The organism is Geodermatophilus sp. URMC 60 (genome assembly GCF_053502585.1).
In genome coordinates this window covers 1,052,134-1,066,635 of record NZ_CP199958.1, presented here as the reverse complement: position 1 = coordinate 1,066,635, position 14,502 = coordinate 1,052,134, and the positions used below count along the sequence as shown (strand labels likewise).

18 protein-coding genes are annotated in these 14,502 nt (G+C 75.4%); 9 read left to right on the top strand and 9 right to left on the bottom strand.

What is annotated here, in order from left to right:
* The first annotated feature begins 3 nt into the window (after positions 1 to 3).
* The 5 genes from egtC to egtE all read left to right on the top strand — a co-directional run bounded on the left by egtC (position 4) and on the right by egtE (position 4,506).
* A complete protein-coding gene (gene egtC / locus ACWIX3_RS05150; RefSeq protein WP_448611003.1) occupies positions 4 to 693 on the top strand; it encodes an ergothioneine biosynthesis protein EgtC in 690 nt (229 codons plus the stop codon).
* Between the two features lie 16 nt (positions 694 to 709).
* Complete coding sequence (gene egtD, locus ACWIX3_RS05145; RefSeq protein WP_448611002.1) at positions 710 to 1,678, top strand: L-histidine N(alpha)-methyltransferase; 969 nt, start codon at positions 710 to 712, stop codon at positions 1,676 to 1,678.
* A 179-nt stretch (positions 1,679 to 1,857) separates the two neighbouring features.
* The gene (locus ACWIX3_RS05140; RefSeq protein ID WP_448611001.1) at positions 1,858 to 2,457 is read left to right on the top strand and encodes an RNA polymerase sigma factor; all 600 of its coding nucleotides are present in this window, start codon (positions 1,858 to 1,860) and stop codon (positions 2,455 to 2,457) included.
* Entirely contained in the window at positions 2,438 to 3,220 is a 783-nt protein-coding gene (locus ACWIX3_RS05135; protein WP_448611000.1) for an anti-sigma factor, read from the top strand. Before ACWIX3_RS05140 ends, ACWIX3_RS05135 begins: the two co-directional genes overlap by 20 nt.
* 155 nt (positions 3,221 to 3,375) lie before the next feature.
* Positions 3,376 to 4,506, top strand: coding sequence for an ergothioneine biosynthesis PLP-dependent enzyme EgtE (egtE, locus tag ACWIX3_RS05130; RefSeq protein ID WP_448610999.1), 1,131 nt, complete (start codon positions 3,376 to 3,378; stop codon positions 4,504 to 4,506).
* Positions 4,507 to 4,530: 24 nt separating this feature from the next.
* On the opposite strand, the gene ACWIX3_RS05125 is transcribed toward egtE, so the two are convergent.
* From ACWIX3_RS05125 to alc, 3 genes are read right to left on the bottom strand one after another with little or no spacing between them, the layout of a single operon-like run.
* Positions 4,531 to 5,913, bottom strand: a complete 1,383-nt coding sequence (locus ACWIX3_RS05125; protein WP_448610998.1) for an 8-oxoguanine deaminase — start codon at positions 5,911 to 5,913, stop codon at positions 4,531 to 4,533.
* A 36-nt stretch (positions 5,914 to 5,949) separates the two neighbouring features.
* The gene (locus tag ACWIX3_RS05120) at positions 5,950 to 6,243 is read right to left on the bottom strand and encodes a DUF4333 domain-containing protein (RefSeq protein ID WP_448610997.1); all 294 of its coding nucleotides are present in this window, start codon (positions 6,241 to 6,243) and stop codon (positions 5,950 to 5,952) included.
* Positions 6,244 to 6,287: 44 nt separating this feature from the next.
* The gene (gene alc, locus ACWIX3_RS05115) at positions 6,288 to 7,409 is read right to left on the bottom strand and encodes an allantoicase (protein WP_448610996.1); all 1,122 of its coding nucleotides are present in this window, start codon (positions 7,407 to 7,409) and stop codon (positions 6,288 to 6,290) included.
* A 97-nt stretch (positions 7,410 to 7,506) separates the two neighbouring features.
* On the opposite strand from alc, the gene ACWIX3_RS05110 reads away from it, so the two are divergent.
* Complete coding sequence (locus ACWIX3_RS05110; protein WP_448610995.1) at positions 7,507 to 7,665, top strand: hypothetical protein; 159 nt, start codon at positions 7,507 to 7,509, stop codon at positions 7,663 to 7,665.
* 100 nt (positions 7,666 to 7,765) lie between these two features.
* Here ACWIX3_RS05110 and ACWIX3_RS05105 read toward each other — a convergent pair whose 3' ends face one another.
* The 6 genes from ACWIX3_RS05105 to ACWIX3_RS05080 are packed head-to-tail and all read right to left on the bottom strand — an operon-like array spanning position 7,766 to position 12,188.
* Positions 7,766 to 8,470 (bottom strand): urease accessory protein UreD, encoded by a 705-nt coding sequence (locus ACWIX3_RS05105; RefSeq protein ID WP_448610994.1) that lies wholly within the window; start codon positions 8,468 to 8,470, stop codon positions 7,766 to 7,768.
* A gap of 55 nt (positions 8,471 to 8,525) precedes the next feature.
* Positions 8,526 to 9,215: an urease accessory protein UreG gene (ureG, locus tag ACWIX3_RS05100; RefSeq protein ID WP_448610993.1), complete on the bottom strand. Its 690-nt coding sequence runs from the start codon at positions 9,213 to 9,215 to the stop codon at positions 8,526 to 8,528.
* A gap of 18 nt (positions 9,216 to 9,233) precedes the next feature.
* A complete protein-coding gene (locus ACWIX3_RS05095) occupies positions 9,234 to 9,866 on the bottom strand; it encodes an urease accessory protein UreF (protein ID WP_448610992.1) in 633 nt (210 codons plus the stop codon).
* The gene (locus ACWIX3_RS05090; RefSeq protein ID WP_448610991.1) at positions 9,866 to 11,587 is read right to left on the bottom strand and encodes an urease subunit alpha; all 1,722 of its coding nucleotides are present in this window, start codon (positions 11,585 to 11,587) and stop codon (positions 9,866 to 9,868) included. The genes ACWIX3_RS05095 and ACWIX3_RS05090 overlap by 1 nt, the downstream gene beginning before the upstream one ends.
* Positions 11,587 to 11,889: an urease subunit beta gene (locus ACWIX3_RS05085; RefSeq protein WP_448610990.1), complete on the bottom strand. Its 303-nt coding sequence runs from the start codon at positions 11,887 to 11,889 to the stop codon at positions 11,587 to 11,589. The genes ACWIX3_RS05090 and ACWIX3_RS05085 overlap by 1 nt, the downstream gene beginning before the upstream one ends.
* On the bottom strand, positions 11,886 to 12,188 hold the full coding sequence (locus ACWIX3_RS05080; RefSeq protein WP_448610989.1) for an urease subunit gamma: 303 nt from the start codon (positions 12,186 to 12,188) through the stop codon (positions 11,886 to 11,888). The genes ACWIX3_RS05085 and ACWIX3_RS05080 overlap by 4 nt, the downstream gene beginning before the upstream one ends.
* Positions 12,189 to 12,373: 185 nt before the next feature.
* Between ACWIX3_RS05080 and ACWIX3_RS05075 the strand changes: the two genes are divergently transcribed.
* From ACWIX3_RS05075 to ACWIX3_RS05065, 3 genes are read left to right on the top strand one after another with little or no spacing between them, the layout of a single operon-like run.
* Positions 12,374 to 12,736, top strand: coding sequence for a GntR family transcriptional regulator (locus ACWIX3_RS05075; RefSeq protein ID WP_448610988.1), 363 nt, complete (start codon positions 12,374 to 12,376; stop codon positions 12,734 to 12,736).
* Positions 12,733 to 13,674 (top strand): ATP-binding cassette domain-containing protein, encoded by a 942-nt coding sequence (locus ACWIX3_RS05070; protein ID WP_448610987.1) that lies wholly within the window; start codon positions 12,733 to 12,735, stop codon positions 13,672 to 13,674. Before ACWIX3_RS05075 ends, ACWIX3_RS05070 begins: the two co-directional genes overlap by 4 nt.
* Positions 13,671 to 14,369, top strand: coding sequence for a hypothetical protein (locus ACWIX3_RS05065; protein ID WP_448610986.1), 699 nt, complete (start codon positions 13,671 to 13,673; stop codon positions 14,367 to 14,369). Before ACWIX3_RS05070 ends, ACWIX3_RS05065 begins: the two co-directional genes overlap by 4 nt.
* Positions 14,370 to 14,502: the final 133 nt, after the last annotated feature.

The following is a 14,502-nucleotide window of genomic DNA, read 5'->3' as shown; positions in this document are numbered from 1 at the left end:
CCCGTGTGCCGCCACCTCGCCTGGCTCGGCCGGCCGCGGACGCTGGCCGAGCTGGTGCTCGAGCCGCCGTCCTCGCTGCTGGTGCAGTCGTACGCGCCGCGTCGCCAGCGGTACGGCACGGTCAACGCCGACGGCTGGGGCGTCGGCTTCCACGTCCCGGGGCGGACCCGGCCGGCGCGCTGGCGCTCGGCGCGGCCGCTGTGGGCCGACCCGTCCTTCGCCTCGGTCGCGCCGGTGCTGTCCTCCGGGTGCGTGGTGGCCGCCGTGCGCTCCGCGACCGTCGGCATGCCGCTGGAGGAGAGCGCGGTGGCGCCGTTCACCGACGGGCGCTGGCTGCTCTCGCACAACGGCCGGGTGGACCGCGCGGTGCTGCCCCCCGTCCGCGACGCCGAGTCGACCGTCGACAGCGCGCTGCTGGCCGCGCTGGTGTTCGACCGCGGGCCGGACGCCCTGGCCGCCACGGTCCGCGAGGTGGGCGCCGCGGACCCCGCCGCCCGGCTGAACCTGCTGGCCGCCGACGGGACCCGCCTGCTGGCGACCACCTGGGGCGACACGCTGTCGGCGCTGGTCACCCCCGACGGCACCGCGCTGGCCAGCGAGCCGTGGGACGACGACCCGCGGTGGACCGACGTCCCCGACCGGTCGCTGGTCGAGGTCACCCCCGACGGCCTGACGACGACCCCGCTGACCTGACGAGCACTGGAGCACCGTGTCGATCTCGCTCACGAACCACCTCGCCCCCGAGGACGCCGCGGAGGCGCTGCGTGCCGACGCCCGTGCCGGCCTGACCGCCACGCCGAAGTCGCTGCCGCCGCGGTGGTTCTACGACGAGCGGGGCAGCGAGCTGTTCGACGAGATAACCCGGTTGCCGGAGTACTACCCGACCCGCGCCGAGCGGGCCGTGCTCACCGTGCGCGCGGACGAGATCGCGGCTGCCTCCGGCGCCGACGTGCTGGTCGAGCTGGGCAGCGGGACGTCGGAGAAGACCCGGTTGCTGCTGGACGCGCTGCGCGACGCGGGCACGCTGCGCCGGTTCGTGCCCTGCGACGTCGACCCGTCGGTGCTGCAGGCGGCCGGGGCGGCGATCACCGCCGAGTACCCGGGGGTGGAGGTGGCGGCGGTCGTCGGCGACTTCACCCGGCACCTGGGCGAGCTGCCGCGGTCGGGACGCCGGCTGGTGGCCTTCCTCGGCTCCACGATCGGCAACCTGGAGCCGGAGGCGCGGGCGGCGTTCCTCGCCGAGCTGGCCGGCACGCTGCAGCCCGGGGACTCCTTCCTGCTCGGCACCGACCTGGTCAAGGACCCCGCGAGGCTGGTGCGCGCCTACGACGACGCCGCCGGGGTCACCGCGGAGTTCAACAGGAACGTGCTGCGCGTGCTCGACCGGGAGCTCGGGGCCGACTTCGACCCGGCGGCCTTCGAGCACGTCGCCGTGTGGGACGCCGAGCACGAGTGGATCGAGATGCGGCTGCGCTCGCGCGCCGACCAGGTGGTGCAGGTCCCCGCGCTGGACCTCGACGTCCGGTTCGCCGCCGGCGAGGAGATGCGCACCGAGGTGTCGGCGAAGTTCCGCCGCGAGCGGGTCGAGGCCGAGCTGGGCGCGGCGGGTCTGCGGATGACGCGGTGGTGGACCGACCCCGACGGCGATTTCGGCGTCTCCCTCTCCGTGCCCGCCTGAGGACGCCGGCGGGCACGTGCATCCGGGCGCGGCGACCGCCCGGAAGGAGGGGTGTCAGACGCACCCGTCCCCGGAAGGACCCCCGTGGCCAGCATCCGCACCCCCGGGCCGGCGCCGGCCGCCGCGGAGTCGCTGTCGTGACCGGACTGCTGGAGCGCGGAACGGCTAGGGTCGGGCGGGTGCCCCCGGACGTCGTACCGCTGCGGGACGCCGATCCCGAGCCCGACGACACCGAGGTCGGCCGCCGGTTCGCCGCCGGCGACGAGCAGGCGCTGGCCTGGGCCTACGAGCGCTTCGCCGGGCAGGTCCACGGCATGGCGGTGCGCGCCTTCGGTCCCGGTCCGGACGCCGAGGACGTCACCCAGCAGGTCTTCGTCTCCGCCTGGACCGGCCGCGCCGGCTACCGCCCCGAGCAGGGCCCGCTGCCGGCCTGGTTGGTCGGCATCTGCCGGCACAAGATCGCCGACGCCTGGGCCCGGCGCGACCGGCAGCGCCGTGCCGCCGAGGCCGCCGCCACCGAGGCCCGCTCGGCGCCGGCGACGACCGGCTTCCAGGTGGACACCGCCGTCGCCGACCGGGTGCTGCTGCTCGGCGAGCTGGACCGGCTGGGCCAGCCGCAGCGGGGCATCATCGAGCTCGCCTTCTTCGAGGACCTCACGCACACCCAGATCGCCGACCGCACCGGCCTGCCCCTCGGCACGGTGAAGTCCCACATCCGGCGCACCCTCGAACGCCTGAGGTCACGGTTGGAGGTGGACGGTGCGGCACTGCACGCCTGAGCAGCTGGCGCTGGCGGCGCTGCACGAGCCGCTGCCCGCCGACGACGCCACCCACCTCGACTCCTGCGCGCACTGCCGGACGGAGGTGGCCTCGCTGCGCCGCGGGGTCGCCGCGCTCGCCGTCCCCGAGCTGGCCGCGCCGGGTGCCGCGATCCCTCCGCCGCCGGGCGTGTGGGCGGGGATCGCCGCGGCCACGGGGGTCACCACCGCGCCGCGGCCCGCGGCGGGTGCCGTCGTCCGGCCCGCCCCCGCGACCGCCGTCCCGGCCGCCGTCCCCCCGCCGTCACCGGCACCCGAGCCCGCTCCGGCGCCCGTCGTGCCGCTGCGGACCCGCCGCTCCCGGCTGCTGCTGGCGGCCGCGGCGTCCCTGGTCGTCGGCGTGGGGATCGGCGCGGGCGCGGTCGCCCTCGGCACGGGGGACGACGACGGGGTCGCCGTGGCCGCGGCCGCGCTGGACCCGCTCGACGACAGCGGCGCCACCGGCCGGGCGCAGGCGCTCGAGCGCGACGACGGCACCCGCGTGCTCCGGCTCGACCTCACCGCCGCGGACCTGCAGGACGGCTTCTACGAGGTGTGGCTCATCGACGAGTCGGTCGAGGACATGTACTCCCTGGGGGTGGTCCAGAGCGGCGACGAGGTCACTCTCGAGGTGCCCCCGGGCGTCGACCTCACCGAGTTCCCCGTCGTCGACGTCTCGGTCGAGCCGCTGGACGGCGACCCGACCCACTCCGGGGTCTCGGTGGCCCGCGGCCTGCTGGCCTGACGGCCCTCCTGCAGCAGGGGGACCCCGTCCTCCTCACCCCTCGGGGAAGGACCCCCTGCCCCCACTGCTCGCCAGCTCGCAGCGGGACCCTGCAGGGGGCCCGAGCCTCGGGACGGGGCCGTGGGGGCACGGGGTCCTTCTTCTAGCGTGGGCGCGTGACCGTGCTCGACACCGATCTCGTCCACGAGGACCTCGGCGCCACGTGGCGCTCGGCCCGCCCCCGTCCGGCGGGCCGGCACCTGGACAGCGCCGCGTGCAGCCGGCAGAGCCACCGGGTGCTCGAGGCCGTCGCCCACCACGCGCGGCACGAGGCCGAGCTCGGCGGGTACGTCGCCGAGGCGACCGCCGAGGACCTGCTGCAGCAGGGCCGGTCGGTCGTCGGCGGGCTCGTCGGGATGGCCGCCGCGGACGTCGTCTTCGTCGAGTCCGCGCAGGCCGCGCTGGCCGCGCTGCTCGCCGGGTGGCGGCTGCCGGCCGGTGCGCGGGTGGCGTGCCTGCCGGGCGAGTACGCCCCCAACGCGGCGCAGCTGCGCGCCGCCGGCCTGACGGTCGAGCACCTGCCGGTCGACGACCTCGGGCGCGCCGACCTCGACGGCGTCGCCCGGTTGCTGGCCGGCGCCCCGCCGCGCGTGGTGCACCTGACGCACGTCCCCAGCCACCGCGGCGTCCTCCAGCCGGCCGCGGAGGTCGCCGCGCTGTGCCGCGGGGCCGGGGTGCCGCTGGTGCTCGACGCCGCGCAGTCGCTGGGGCACGTCGACACCGACCTGGGCGCCGACGTCGTCTACTCGACCTCGCGCAAGTGGATGGCCGGGCCGCGGGGAGTCGGCGTGCTGTGCGTGCGGCCGGCGCTCGCCGCCGAGCTCACCCCGCTGCTGACCCCGCCGGACGACGTCCCGCTGCTGCGCGCCTTCGAGTCCGGGGAGGCGCACGTCGCCGGCCGGGTCGGGCTGGTGCTGGCCGTGGGCGAGCACCTGGCCTCGGGGCCGGTCCGGGTGCACGAGCGGCTGGCCGCGCTGGGCCGGGCCGGCCGCGACGTGCTCGACGGGGCGGCCGGCTGGCGGGTGGTCGAGCCGCGCGACGAGCCGACCGCCACGACGACGCTGCGCCCACCGGAGGGCGTCGACGTCGTCACCACGCGGGCCCGGCTGCTCACCGAGCACGGCATCGTCACCACCGCGATCGGTCCGCAGCGGGCACCGGACGAGATGACCGGGCCGGTGCTGCGCGTCTCGCCGCACCTGGACGCCACGGTCGACGACCTCGAGGCCCTCGCCGCCGCCCTCTAGCTGCCATCCCGCGGGAACCGCCGCCTACAGCGCCGCCTGCATCGCGGCGGACACCCGGCGGTGGAGGGCGAGCTGCTCGCCGAGGCCGGGGTGCACCGGGACGCCGTCCTCGACGACGAGCCGCCCGGCGACCACGGTGTGCCGCGCGGTGACCGGGCCGCAGCGCAGCCACGCCTCGACCGGGTCCGACAGCGCGCCGGCGAACGCCGGGCCCTCCAGCGGCCACACCACCAGGTCCCCGCAGGCGCCGACCGCCAGCTCGCCGATCTCACCGGTGCGCCCCAGGCAGGCCGCGCCGCCGCGGGTGGCCATCTCCAGTGCGTCCCGGGCCGACATCGCGCCCGCGCCGTGCCGCAGCTTGCCCTGCAGCATCGCCGTCCGGGTCTCGAGCCACAGCGACGCGGAGTCCGCCGACGCCGACCCGTCCACCCCCAGCCCCACCGGCGCCCCGGCGGCCCGCAGCTCGGCGACCGGGGCCAGCCCGCTGCCCAGGATCATGTTGGACGACGGGCAGTGCGCGGCGCCGACCCGCGCCGCGCCCAACCGCAGCACCTCCTCGGCCGAGGGCCACACCACGTGCGCCAGCCACGTCCGGTCGGACAGCCAGCCGACGTCGGCGAGGTGGTCGACCGGGCGCCGGCCGAAGGTGGCCAGGCAGAAGGCGTCCTCGTCCTGCGTCTCGCACAGGTGCGTGTGCAGCCGGACGTCGAGGCGCTCGGCCAGCTCGGCGGTCCGGCGCATGAGCGCGGGCGAGACGCTGAACGGCGAGCACGGCGCGAGCGCGATGCGGGTCATCGCGTGCGGGGACGGATCGTGGTGGGCCGCCACCAGGCGCTGCGAGTCGGCGAGGATCTCGTCGTCGTCCTGGACGACGGTGACCGGGGGTAGGCCGCCGTCCTCGACCGACAGCGACATCGAGCCCCGCGTGGGGTGGAACCGGACGCCGAGCTCGCGGGCGGCGGCGACCTCGGCGGAGACGAGGTCGCCGCCGCCGCGCGGGTGCACGTAGAGGTGGTCGGTGGAGGTGGTGCAGCCCGACAGCGCCAGCTCGGTCAGGCCCACGTACGCGCTGACCCGGGCGGCCTCCTCGTCCAGCCGCGCCCACAGCGGGTAGAGGGTGACCAGCCACTCGAACAGCCCGCCGGTCAGCGCGGGCGCGAAGGCGCGCGTCAAGTTCTGGTACAGGTGGTGGTGGGTGTTCACCAGCCCCGGGGTGACCAGGCAGCCGCGGGCGTCGACCCGCCGGGCGGCGGCCGGGGGCGGGTCGGCCGGGCCGCCGACGCCGGTCACCACCCCGCCGGTGACGGCCACCCAGCCGCCGGCGATCTCGCGGCGGGCGCCGTCCACGGTGGCCAGCAGCTCGGCGTCGTGCACCAGCAGGTCAGCGGCGGTCTCCACGGGCCGCATCCTGCCCACCCCAGGTCACGACGGCGTGACGACGGGTCAGTCGAGCGGCACGATGTCGAAGTTCGCCGTGTCGCCCTCCACCGAGGTGACGGTGATCTGCAGCGAGATCTTCTCGCCGGTGTCCGGATCCGTGGCGGTGCAGCCCGTGCTGGCGTCCACCTCGGCGTCGAGGCCGCCGGGGCAGGTGACGTCGGCGGCGACGCCGAACTGGGACTCGATGGTGGTCGACACCTGTTGCTCCAGCTCGTCCTGCTCGATCGACGAACTGCAGGCGGCGAGGCCGAACCCGAGGACGGGCGCGGCGGCGAGCAGCGTGAGGCGGCGCGGCACGGGCAGACCCTAGCGACGTCCGGGGGCGTGCCGGACCGGTTCGGTCACCGCTCCGGACCGAGGACCAGCCGGGCCACCGCCGGGGGCAGGTCCGCCCCCAGCGGGCGGGCGCCGACCAGCCGGCCCGCCTCGACCGGCGCCACCCCGGCCTCCTGCAGCACCTCCAGCGCCCGGACGTCGGGCAGCGCGTCAAACCAGCGCCGTCCCAGCGCCTCGCGCCCGGCCACGGTCGGGCGGCCCCACAGCCGCAACCGGGCCATGCCGCCGTCCGGGAAGACGTCCAGCCGCACCCGCTCCACCGCCGGTCCACCCGCGAGGACGAAGCGGTGCCGGGTGTCGGGCTGCAGCCGGGTCCGCGGCAGGACGACGACCTCGCCGTCCGGGCCGCTGCCGGTGAGGGACGCCGATCCGGGCGCGTTGCCCAGGAAGTAGGAGGTGTCCAGCTCGGCCAGGGTCACCACGCCCTCGCAGGCCAGCGACAGCTCCACCCAGTCGTTGCCCTCCCCGCGCCGCCGACGGGTCTCCCAGCCCTCGCCCATCGACCGGGCGAGCCCCGGTGACACCAGCTGCACCGGACGGCCGTAGAACTCGTCGCTGACCCCGGTCACCAGGGCACCGTTGTCCAGCGCGGCCAGGTCGACCGGGCCGGCGTCCAGCAGGCGCGGGTCGGGGACGGCGGTGCCGTGCACCCGCAGCCGCGCCACGCCACCGTCGGGAACGATGGTGAGCCGCACGTGGGTGACCCGCCGGGTCGAGTCGACCGGGAAGGTGTTGGCGGTGTCCCCGGCGAGGTCCGACAGCGTCAGCAGCGGTTGCCAGTCGGCACGCTCCAGCTCGGCGACGGTGGGATTGCCCTCGACGGCGGCCGCCTGGACCGATGCCTGCGGCGGGAAGTTGCCGGTGAAGTGCGCGGTGTCGACGACGACCGCCGCGACGATGCCCGGCACGCCCAGCCGGACGACCGCCCAGTCCGACCCCGGGGAGCGCCGTCGCCGGGTCTCCCAGCCGTCGTACTCCTTGCCACGGTGGCCGAAGCCGGGCAGCGCCTGGGCCGGGTGCGGCAGCACGAGGTTCTCCTTCGCGGCGAAGGACTCGTCGTTCGCCGCGATCACCGCTCCGCCCAACGCTCGGCTGGCCAGGTCGGGCAGGCGGGTGGGGTCGCTCATCGGGCTCCTCGCGGTGGTCGCAGGGTTGCGCGGGGGTCACTGTGGCACGGGGCGGGTAGGGGAGCCGGTGTCCGTCCAGTCGCTCCGAGGAGGACCCGTGTCCGAACCCACCGACGACCTGCGCGAGCGCGCTCGCCAGCACATCGAGCAGCTCCCCGCCGAGACGGCCCTCGGCAACGCCGACCCCGCGGGTGGCGTCCAGGACGACCCGCAGGTGCTCGACCAGGCCGCCCGCGAGGACGGCGAACAGCAGTAGGAGAGCCGCGCCCCCCGCCCTTCGCAGGAGCTCGACGACGACGTCTAGACGGGGTGCGGCTGCCGTTCCCGCCGCCCTTGGCCGGTCCTCGGTGCGTCGATCAGACGGTCGGGTCGGGCGCGGTCAGCGCGGCCAGCGCGCCGGTGACCCGGTGCAGCTCGGCCCCCCACGCGGTCGCCGTCCACCCGCCGGGCAGCGGCAGCCGGACGGCGTCCTCCCCCGTCGCGACCGGCCGCTCGTCGCTGCTCACGTGCACGGTGGATGCGTACGCCCGCGGGGCCACCGGCGGCATCCAGGCGGGTGCACCCGGTCCGAGGTCGACCGTGGTGTGCAGCAGCGGCCGGCCCCCGCGGACGACCCGCGTGGTGCCGGTCCAGCGGCCGGGCTCCTCACCGCGCCGCCCGAGCAGCACCTGCTCCGCGGCGGTGAGCGCGCCGACCGGCCCCAGCTCGGCCTCGAGCTCGGCGACGTGCCGGGCGCGCGCGGCGACGACGGTCGGCTCCGGCCCCAGGTCCAGCTCCCCGGCCACGGTCGCCTCGATGCGCTGCACCGACGGCCGGGCAGCGCCGCGGGAGGGCAGCGCGACCGCGGCCGCGACCGAGCGGACGCACAGCCGGGCGCCCTCCTCGACGACCAGCCGGACCGTCACGTCGTCCCCGCCCAGGGGGCCGAAGGCGGTGGCCACGAGGTGCACCGTCTCGGGGCCGGTCCGGCGGACGGCGTACTGGCCGCCCGCGCGCACCACCGGGAGGACGGTGCGACCACCGGGTCCTGAGCAGGCGACGACCTCGACGACCGTCCTCACCCGCCGGCTCCACTCCGCGGCCGCTCCGCTCCTCGCTCGCTCCTCGCTGCGATGCTCACGCCCGCGTCGTGTCGGCGCCCGCGGCCACGCGGGCCCGGAGCTGCTCGCGTACCCACTCGGCCACCGGTGCGGCGCTCGGGTCCTCGCGCAGCGACACGAGCAGCGTCGGCCGGCCGCCGCGCACCGCGTCGGCGTCCCGCCGCATGACGCCGAGGTCGGCGCCGACCAGCGGGGCGAGGTCGGTCTTGTTGACCACCAGCAGGTCGGCGGCCGTGACCCCGGGCCCGCCCTTGCGCGGCACCTTGTCCCCGCCGGCCACGTCGACGACGAACACCTGCACGTCGACCAGGCCGTAGCTGAACGACGCCGTGAGGTTGTCCCCGCCGGACTCGACCAGCACGAGCTCCAGCCCCGGGTGCCGGGCCTCGAGCAGCTCGACGGCGTCGAGGTTGGCGGTGATGTCGTCGCGGATCGCGGTGTGCGGGCAGCAGCCGGTCTGCACCGCCTCGATCCGGTCGTCGGGGAGGACGGCGTTGCGGCGCAGGAAGTCGGCGTCCTCGGTCGTGTAGATGTCGTTGGTGACGACGGCGAGGTCGTACTCGGCGCCCAGCGTGCGGCACAGCGCCGCGGCCAGCGCGGTCTTGCCGGAGCCGACCGGCCCGCCGAGGCCCACGCGCAGCGGACCGCCGTGGCGGTGCGGCGCCGGCGCGTCCACGTAGTCGTCGAGGTTGTGGTCAGGCGGCATGTGGACTCCTGGTGAGGCTCATGATGCGAAGAACCGGTCCTTCCGTGCGGCGTGGACCTCGGCGAGGAGGTCGAGCAGGGGATCCGCCGCCGCGGGGGCACCGTCCACGGCGGCGACCTCGTCGATCGCGGCGGCGAGGCGGGCGGTGAGGGCGGCGACGGCCAGGGGGTCCATGGCCAGCAGCCGCTGGGCCGCGGTCGCGGGACCGCTGACCGACAGGTACGCGGCGGCCGCGGCGGCGTCCCGGGGTGTCAGCCCGCCGGCGTGCGCGGCGACGCCCAGGGTGAGGGGGTGGTGCGGCCGCTCGGGCAGGTGGTCCCAAGCAGGGGAGGGCCAGGCGCGCCGTCCGACCCGCACCAGCCCGCGCCCCTGCGCCCGCGAGGCCGCCCGCAGCGCCGGGGACGGCGTCCGCGCGTCCGCCTCCTCGTCCAGCCGGAACAGTTGTCCGGGGTCGCCGGCGTCCCTGCACCCAGCGGCGGCGAGTCCGGCGGCGACCGCGCCGGCGGTGTGCAGGCGGCGCTGCAGGAACGCCGTCAGCGTCCTCGGGTCGCGCACGACCCCGGCGGCGATGGCCTGCTCCACACCGCCGGAGTGCGTGTGCCCGCCGGCCGGCAGGCGGGAGTCGGCCAGCGTCAGGAGTGCTGCCGTCATCAGAAGAGGAAGTAGCGCTGGGCCATCGGCAGCTCGCGGACCGGCTCGGGCTCCCACACCTCGCCGTCCACGCGCACGGTGAACGTGTCGGGGTCGACGCGGATCTCCGGCAGCGCGGTGTTCTCCGGCATGTCGGCCTTGGTCAGCCGCGTGGTGTCGGTGACGGCGACCAGCTGCCGGTCCACGGCGAGCCGGTCGGCCAGGCCCGCCTGGACCGCCGCGGGAGCGACGAAGTGCAGCGACGTCCGGGCCGGCACCCGGCCGTAGGCGCCGAACATCGGCCGCGGCAGCTGCGGCTGCGGGGTGGGGATGGAGGCGTTGGCGTCACCCATCTGCGCCCAGGCGATCACCCCGCCCTTGAGGACGGCGTGCGGCCGGACGCCGAAGAACCTCGGGTCCCACAGCACCAGGTCGGCGAGCTTGCCGGGCTCGACCGAGCCCACCTCGCCGTCGATCCCGTGGGCCACGGCCGGGCAGATCGTGTACTTGGCGACGTACCGCCGCGCCCGCAGGTTGTCCGCCGCGCCGTCCCCCGGCAGCGACCCGCGCTTGCGCTTCAGGACGTGCGCGGTCTGCCAGGTGCGCAGCACCACCTCGCCGACCCGGCCCATCGCCTGGGCGTCCGAGCCGATCATCGAGATCGCCCCGATGTCGTGCAGCAGGTCCTCGGCGGCGATCGTCGTCGGCCGGATCCGGCTCTCGGCGAAGGCGAGGTCCTCGGGCACGGAGCTGTCCAGGTGGTGGCAGACCACGAGCATGTCGAGGTGCTCGTCGAGCGTGTTGACGGTGTGCGGCCGGGTCGGGTTCGTGCTGCTGGGCAGCACGTTCGGGTGGCCGGCGACGGTGATGATGTCCGGCGCGTGCCCGCCACCGGCCCCCTCGGTGTGGTACGCGTGGATGCTCCGGCCGGCGATCGCTGTTAGCGTGTCCTCGACGAAGCCGGCCTCGTTGAGCGTGTCCGAGTGCAGCGCCACGGGGACGCCGTTGCGCCCGGCCACGGTGAGGCAGGCGTCGATCGCCGCGGGCGTGGACCCCCAGTCCTCGTGCAGCTTGAAGCCGCTGGCGCCCCCGCGCAGCTGCTCCTCCATCGACTCCTGCGAGACCGTGTTGCCCTTGCCGAGGAGCGCGACGTTGACCGGCCACGGGTCCATCGCCTCGAGCATCCGGGCCAGGTACCAGTCGCCCGGGGTGATCGTCGTGGCCTTGGAGCCCTCCGCCGGGCCGGTGCCGCCGCCGATCAGCGTCGTCACGCCGGAGCCGAGCGCCGTCGGGACGATCTGGGGGCAGATGAAGTGGACGTGGCAGTCGACGCCGCCCGCGGTGAGGATCCTCCCGTTCCCGGCGAGCACCTCGGTGCCCGGACCGATGACGAGGTCGGGGTGGACGCCGTCCATTGTGTCGGGGTTGCCGGCCTTGCCCAGCGCCATGATCCGGCCGTCCCGGATGCCGACGTCGGCCTTGACGACGCCCCAGTGGTCGAGCACGACCGCGCCGGTGATGACCAGGTCCGGCGCGCCCTCGGCCCGGGTGGCCCGGCCCTGGCCCATCGACTCGCGGATCACCTTGCCACCGCCGAAGACCGCCTCCTCACCGGCGCGGCCGGGGCCACCACAGCGGTCCTCCTCCACCTCGATGAGCAGATCGGTGTCGGCCAGCCGCACCCGGTCGCCGGTGGTGGGCCCGTAGAGCTGGGCGTAGCGCTCGCGGCTGAGCTGGACCACTAGGACGGGCCCCCTTCTGCGGTGAGGCCCGGCACGACACGGGCGCCGGCCAGCGGGACGAGGCTGACCGTGCGGGTGATGCCGGGCTCGAACCTGACGGCGGTGCCGGCAGCGATGTCGAGCCGGTGACCGTGGGCCGCCGCCCGGTCGAACTGCAGGGCCCGGTTGGTCTGGGCGAAGTGGAAGTGCGAGCCCACCTGCACCGGACGGTCCCCGGCGTTGGTCACCTCGAGCTCGACGCGGGCCGCGCCCGCCAGCGTCTCGATCGTCCCCTCGGTCGCGAGGACCTCCCCGGGGATCACGGGATCGGGTGGTGGACGGTCACGAGCTTGGTCCCGTCCGGGAAGGTCGCCTCCACCTGCACCTCCTCGAGCAGCTCGGGGACGCCGTCCATCACGTCGTCCCGGCTGAGGACCGTGCGGCCCGACTGCATGAGTTCGGCGACGAGGACGCCGTCCCGGGCCCCCTCGAGCACGTGGTCGGTGACGATCGCCGTCGCCTCCGGGAGGTTCAGCCTCAGCCCCCGCGCATGCCGGCGGCGGGCGAGCTCGGCGGCGTAGGAGAGCAGCAGGCGCTCCTGCTCGTGCGGCGACAGGTGCAACGCGGTCGACCTCCGGTGCTGGACGGAGCCCGGACGCTAGCCGCGCCGTGTGACGGTCGTGTTGCACCGCCGCTTCCCTCCTCCGGGGAAGGTGCTTGCGCGGGATGCCGGACAGGTTCTACGGTTCGTTACATGAGTAATGAACCCAGGGACCGGCGAGGCCCTGGTGTCGAACGGACGCCGGGGTGAACGAGGACGCCGGCCCGATCTTCCGGCAGGTCGCCGCGGAGATCGAGAACGCGATCGTCGACGGTTCCCTCGCCGAGGAAGCCCAGGCGCCCTCGTCCAACGAGCTGGCCGCCTTCCACCGGATCAACCCCGCCACAGCCGCCAAGGGACTGAACGAGCTGGTGGCCGACGGGGTCCTCTACAAGAGACGAGGAGTCGGGATGTTCGTCGCCACGGGCGCCCGCGAGCAGCTGCTCAAGCGCCGGCGGAGCGAGTTCGCCGATCAGTACGTCCGCCCCTTGATGACCGAGGCGCAGAAGCTCGGCATCTCCGCCCGCGATCTCGCCGCCATGATCGACGAATGGGAGGGCCAGCGATGACCCCGCACGCCACCGACCCCGTGGCCACCCTGCACGACGCCACGATGCGCTTCCGGGAGCACACCGCGCTCGACGGCATCACCACCGGCTTCGAGAGGGACAGCATCACCGGCCTGCTGGGCCGCAACGGCGCGGGCAAGACGACCCTGATGCAGCTGGTCACCGGACACCGGGTGCCGTCCCGCGGCAGCGTCCGGGTCTTCGGCGCCTCGCCGTACGAGAACGACGCCGTCCTCCGCGACATCTGCTTCGTCAAGGAGGGGCAGCGCTACCCGGACCAGTTCCGGATCGTCGACGCGCTGACGGCCGCATCGCTGGTGTTCCCCCGGTGGGACGCCGACCTGGCGGCCCAGCTCGTGGCGGACTTCGACCTGCCGGCCAAGCGGTCGATCAAGAAGCTGTCCCGCGGCATGACCTCCGCGGTCGGCATCGCCATCGGCCTGGCCTCGCGGGCTCCGCTCACCCTGTTCGACGAGCCCTACCTCGGGCTGGACGCCGTCGCCCGGCAGCTGTTCTACGACCGGCTGATCGCCGACTACGCCGAGAACCCGCGGACCGTCGTCCTCTCCACGCACCTGATCGAGGAGATCGCCCCCCTGCTCGAGCGGGTGCTGCTCATCGACCGGGGACGCGTGCTGCTCGACGCCGACGCCGAGTCGCTGCGCAGCAGCGCCGTGACCGTGAGCGGCCCCGGCGACAAGGTGCAGGCATTCGCGCGACAGCACGAGCTGCTGCACTCGGAGTCGCTCGGCGGGCACAGCCGTGCCGTCGTCCGCGTCGTCGACGTCGCCGCCCGCCGGTCGGCCACCGCCTCCGGACTGACCGTCGAGCCGACCAACCTGCAGCAGCTGGTCGTCGCCATGAGCCTGCAGGCCCCCGCCGAGCGCCGACCCCTGCACCTCGCATCCTCCGCCGACCTCGAGGAGGTCTCCTCATGACCCGCGTTCTCCAGGCCACGCGCCTGCACCTGATCAACCCCCTGGCGGTCCTCGGGGTCCCGTGGCTGGTGGTCGCCATCAGCTTCGCCATCAATCTCGCCATCTGGCACCTCACGCCCGCCGGCGAGCAGCCGGGCGGCGGCATCACCGGCGGCGTGCTGGCCCTGTACGTCACCGTCCTCGTCGTCTACGTGCAGGCGGTGACCCAGCTCCTGCCCTTCGCGATGGGCATCAGCATCAGCCGGCGCACCTTCTACCTCGGCACGGCGCTGGTCGCGGTCGTCCAGTCCCTGTTCTACGGCCTCGCCATCGCGGTGCTGGTCGCGATCGAGAACGCGACCGGCGGCTGGGGTGGCGGCCTGAACTACTGGGCACCCGGTCCCTTCGAGGTGGACGCCTTCCTCCTGCAGGTGCTCACCTCGGGGGCGCCCATGCTGGCCTTCGCCTTCACCGGCGTCGGGATGGGGGTCGTCCACAAGCGGTACGGCCAGGCCGGCACCTGGGGGCTGATCGTGGGATCGATGGTGCTCTTCGGCGGGCTCGCCATCCTGCTGACCTGGCTGGAGGCCTGGGGCGACCTGGCGACCTGGTTCGGAGACCAGTCGATCGCCACCCTCACCATCGGACTCCCGGCGGCGCTCGCCCTGGTCGTCGCGCTGGCGTCGTTCCCGGGGATCCGTCGCGTGGTCCCCTGACGGAAGCAGTTCCCCGGCACCACACCACCGGTCAGGCCCAGGTCCTGTCACCACGGGACCTGGGCCCGACTCCGTGGCGGCACCGATCGAGGCCCGACCTGGTCCGGACATGACGGAGCGGGGGTCGGAGCAC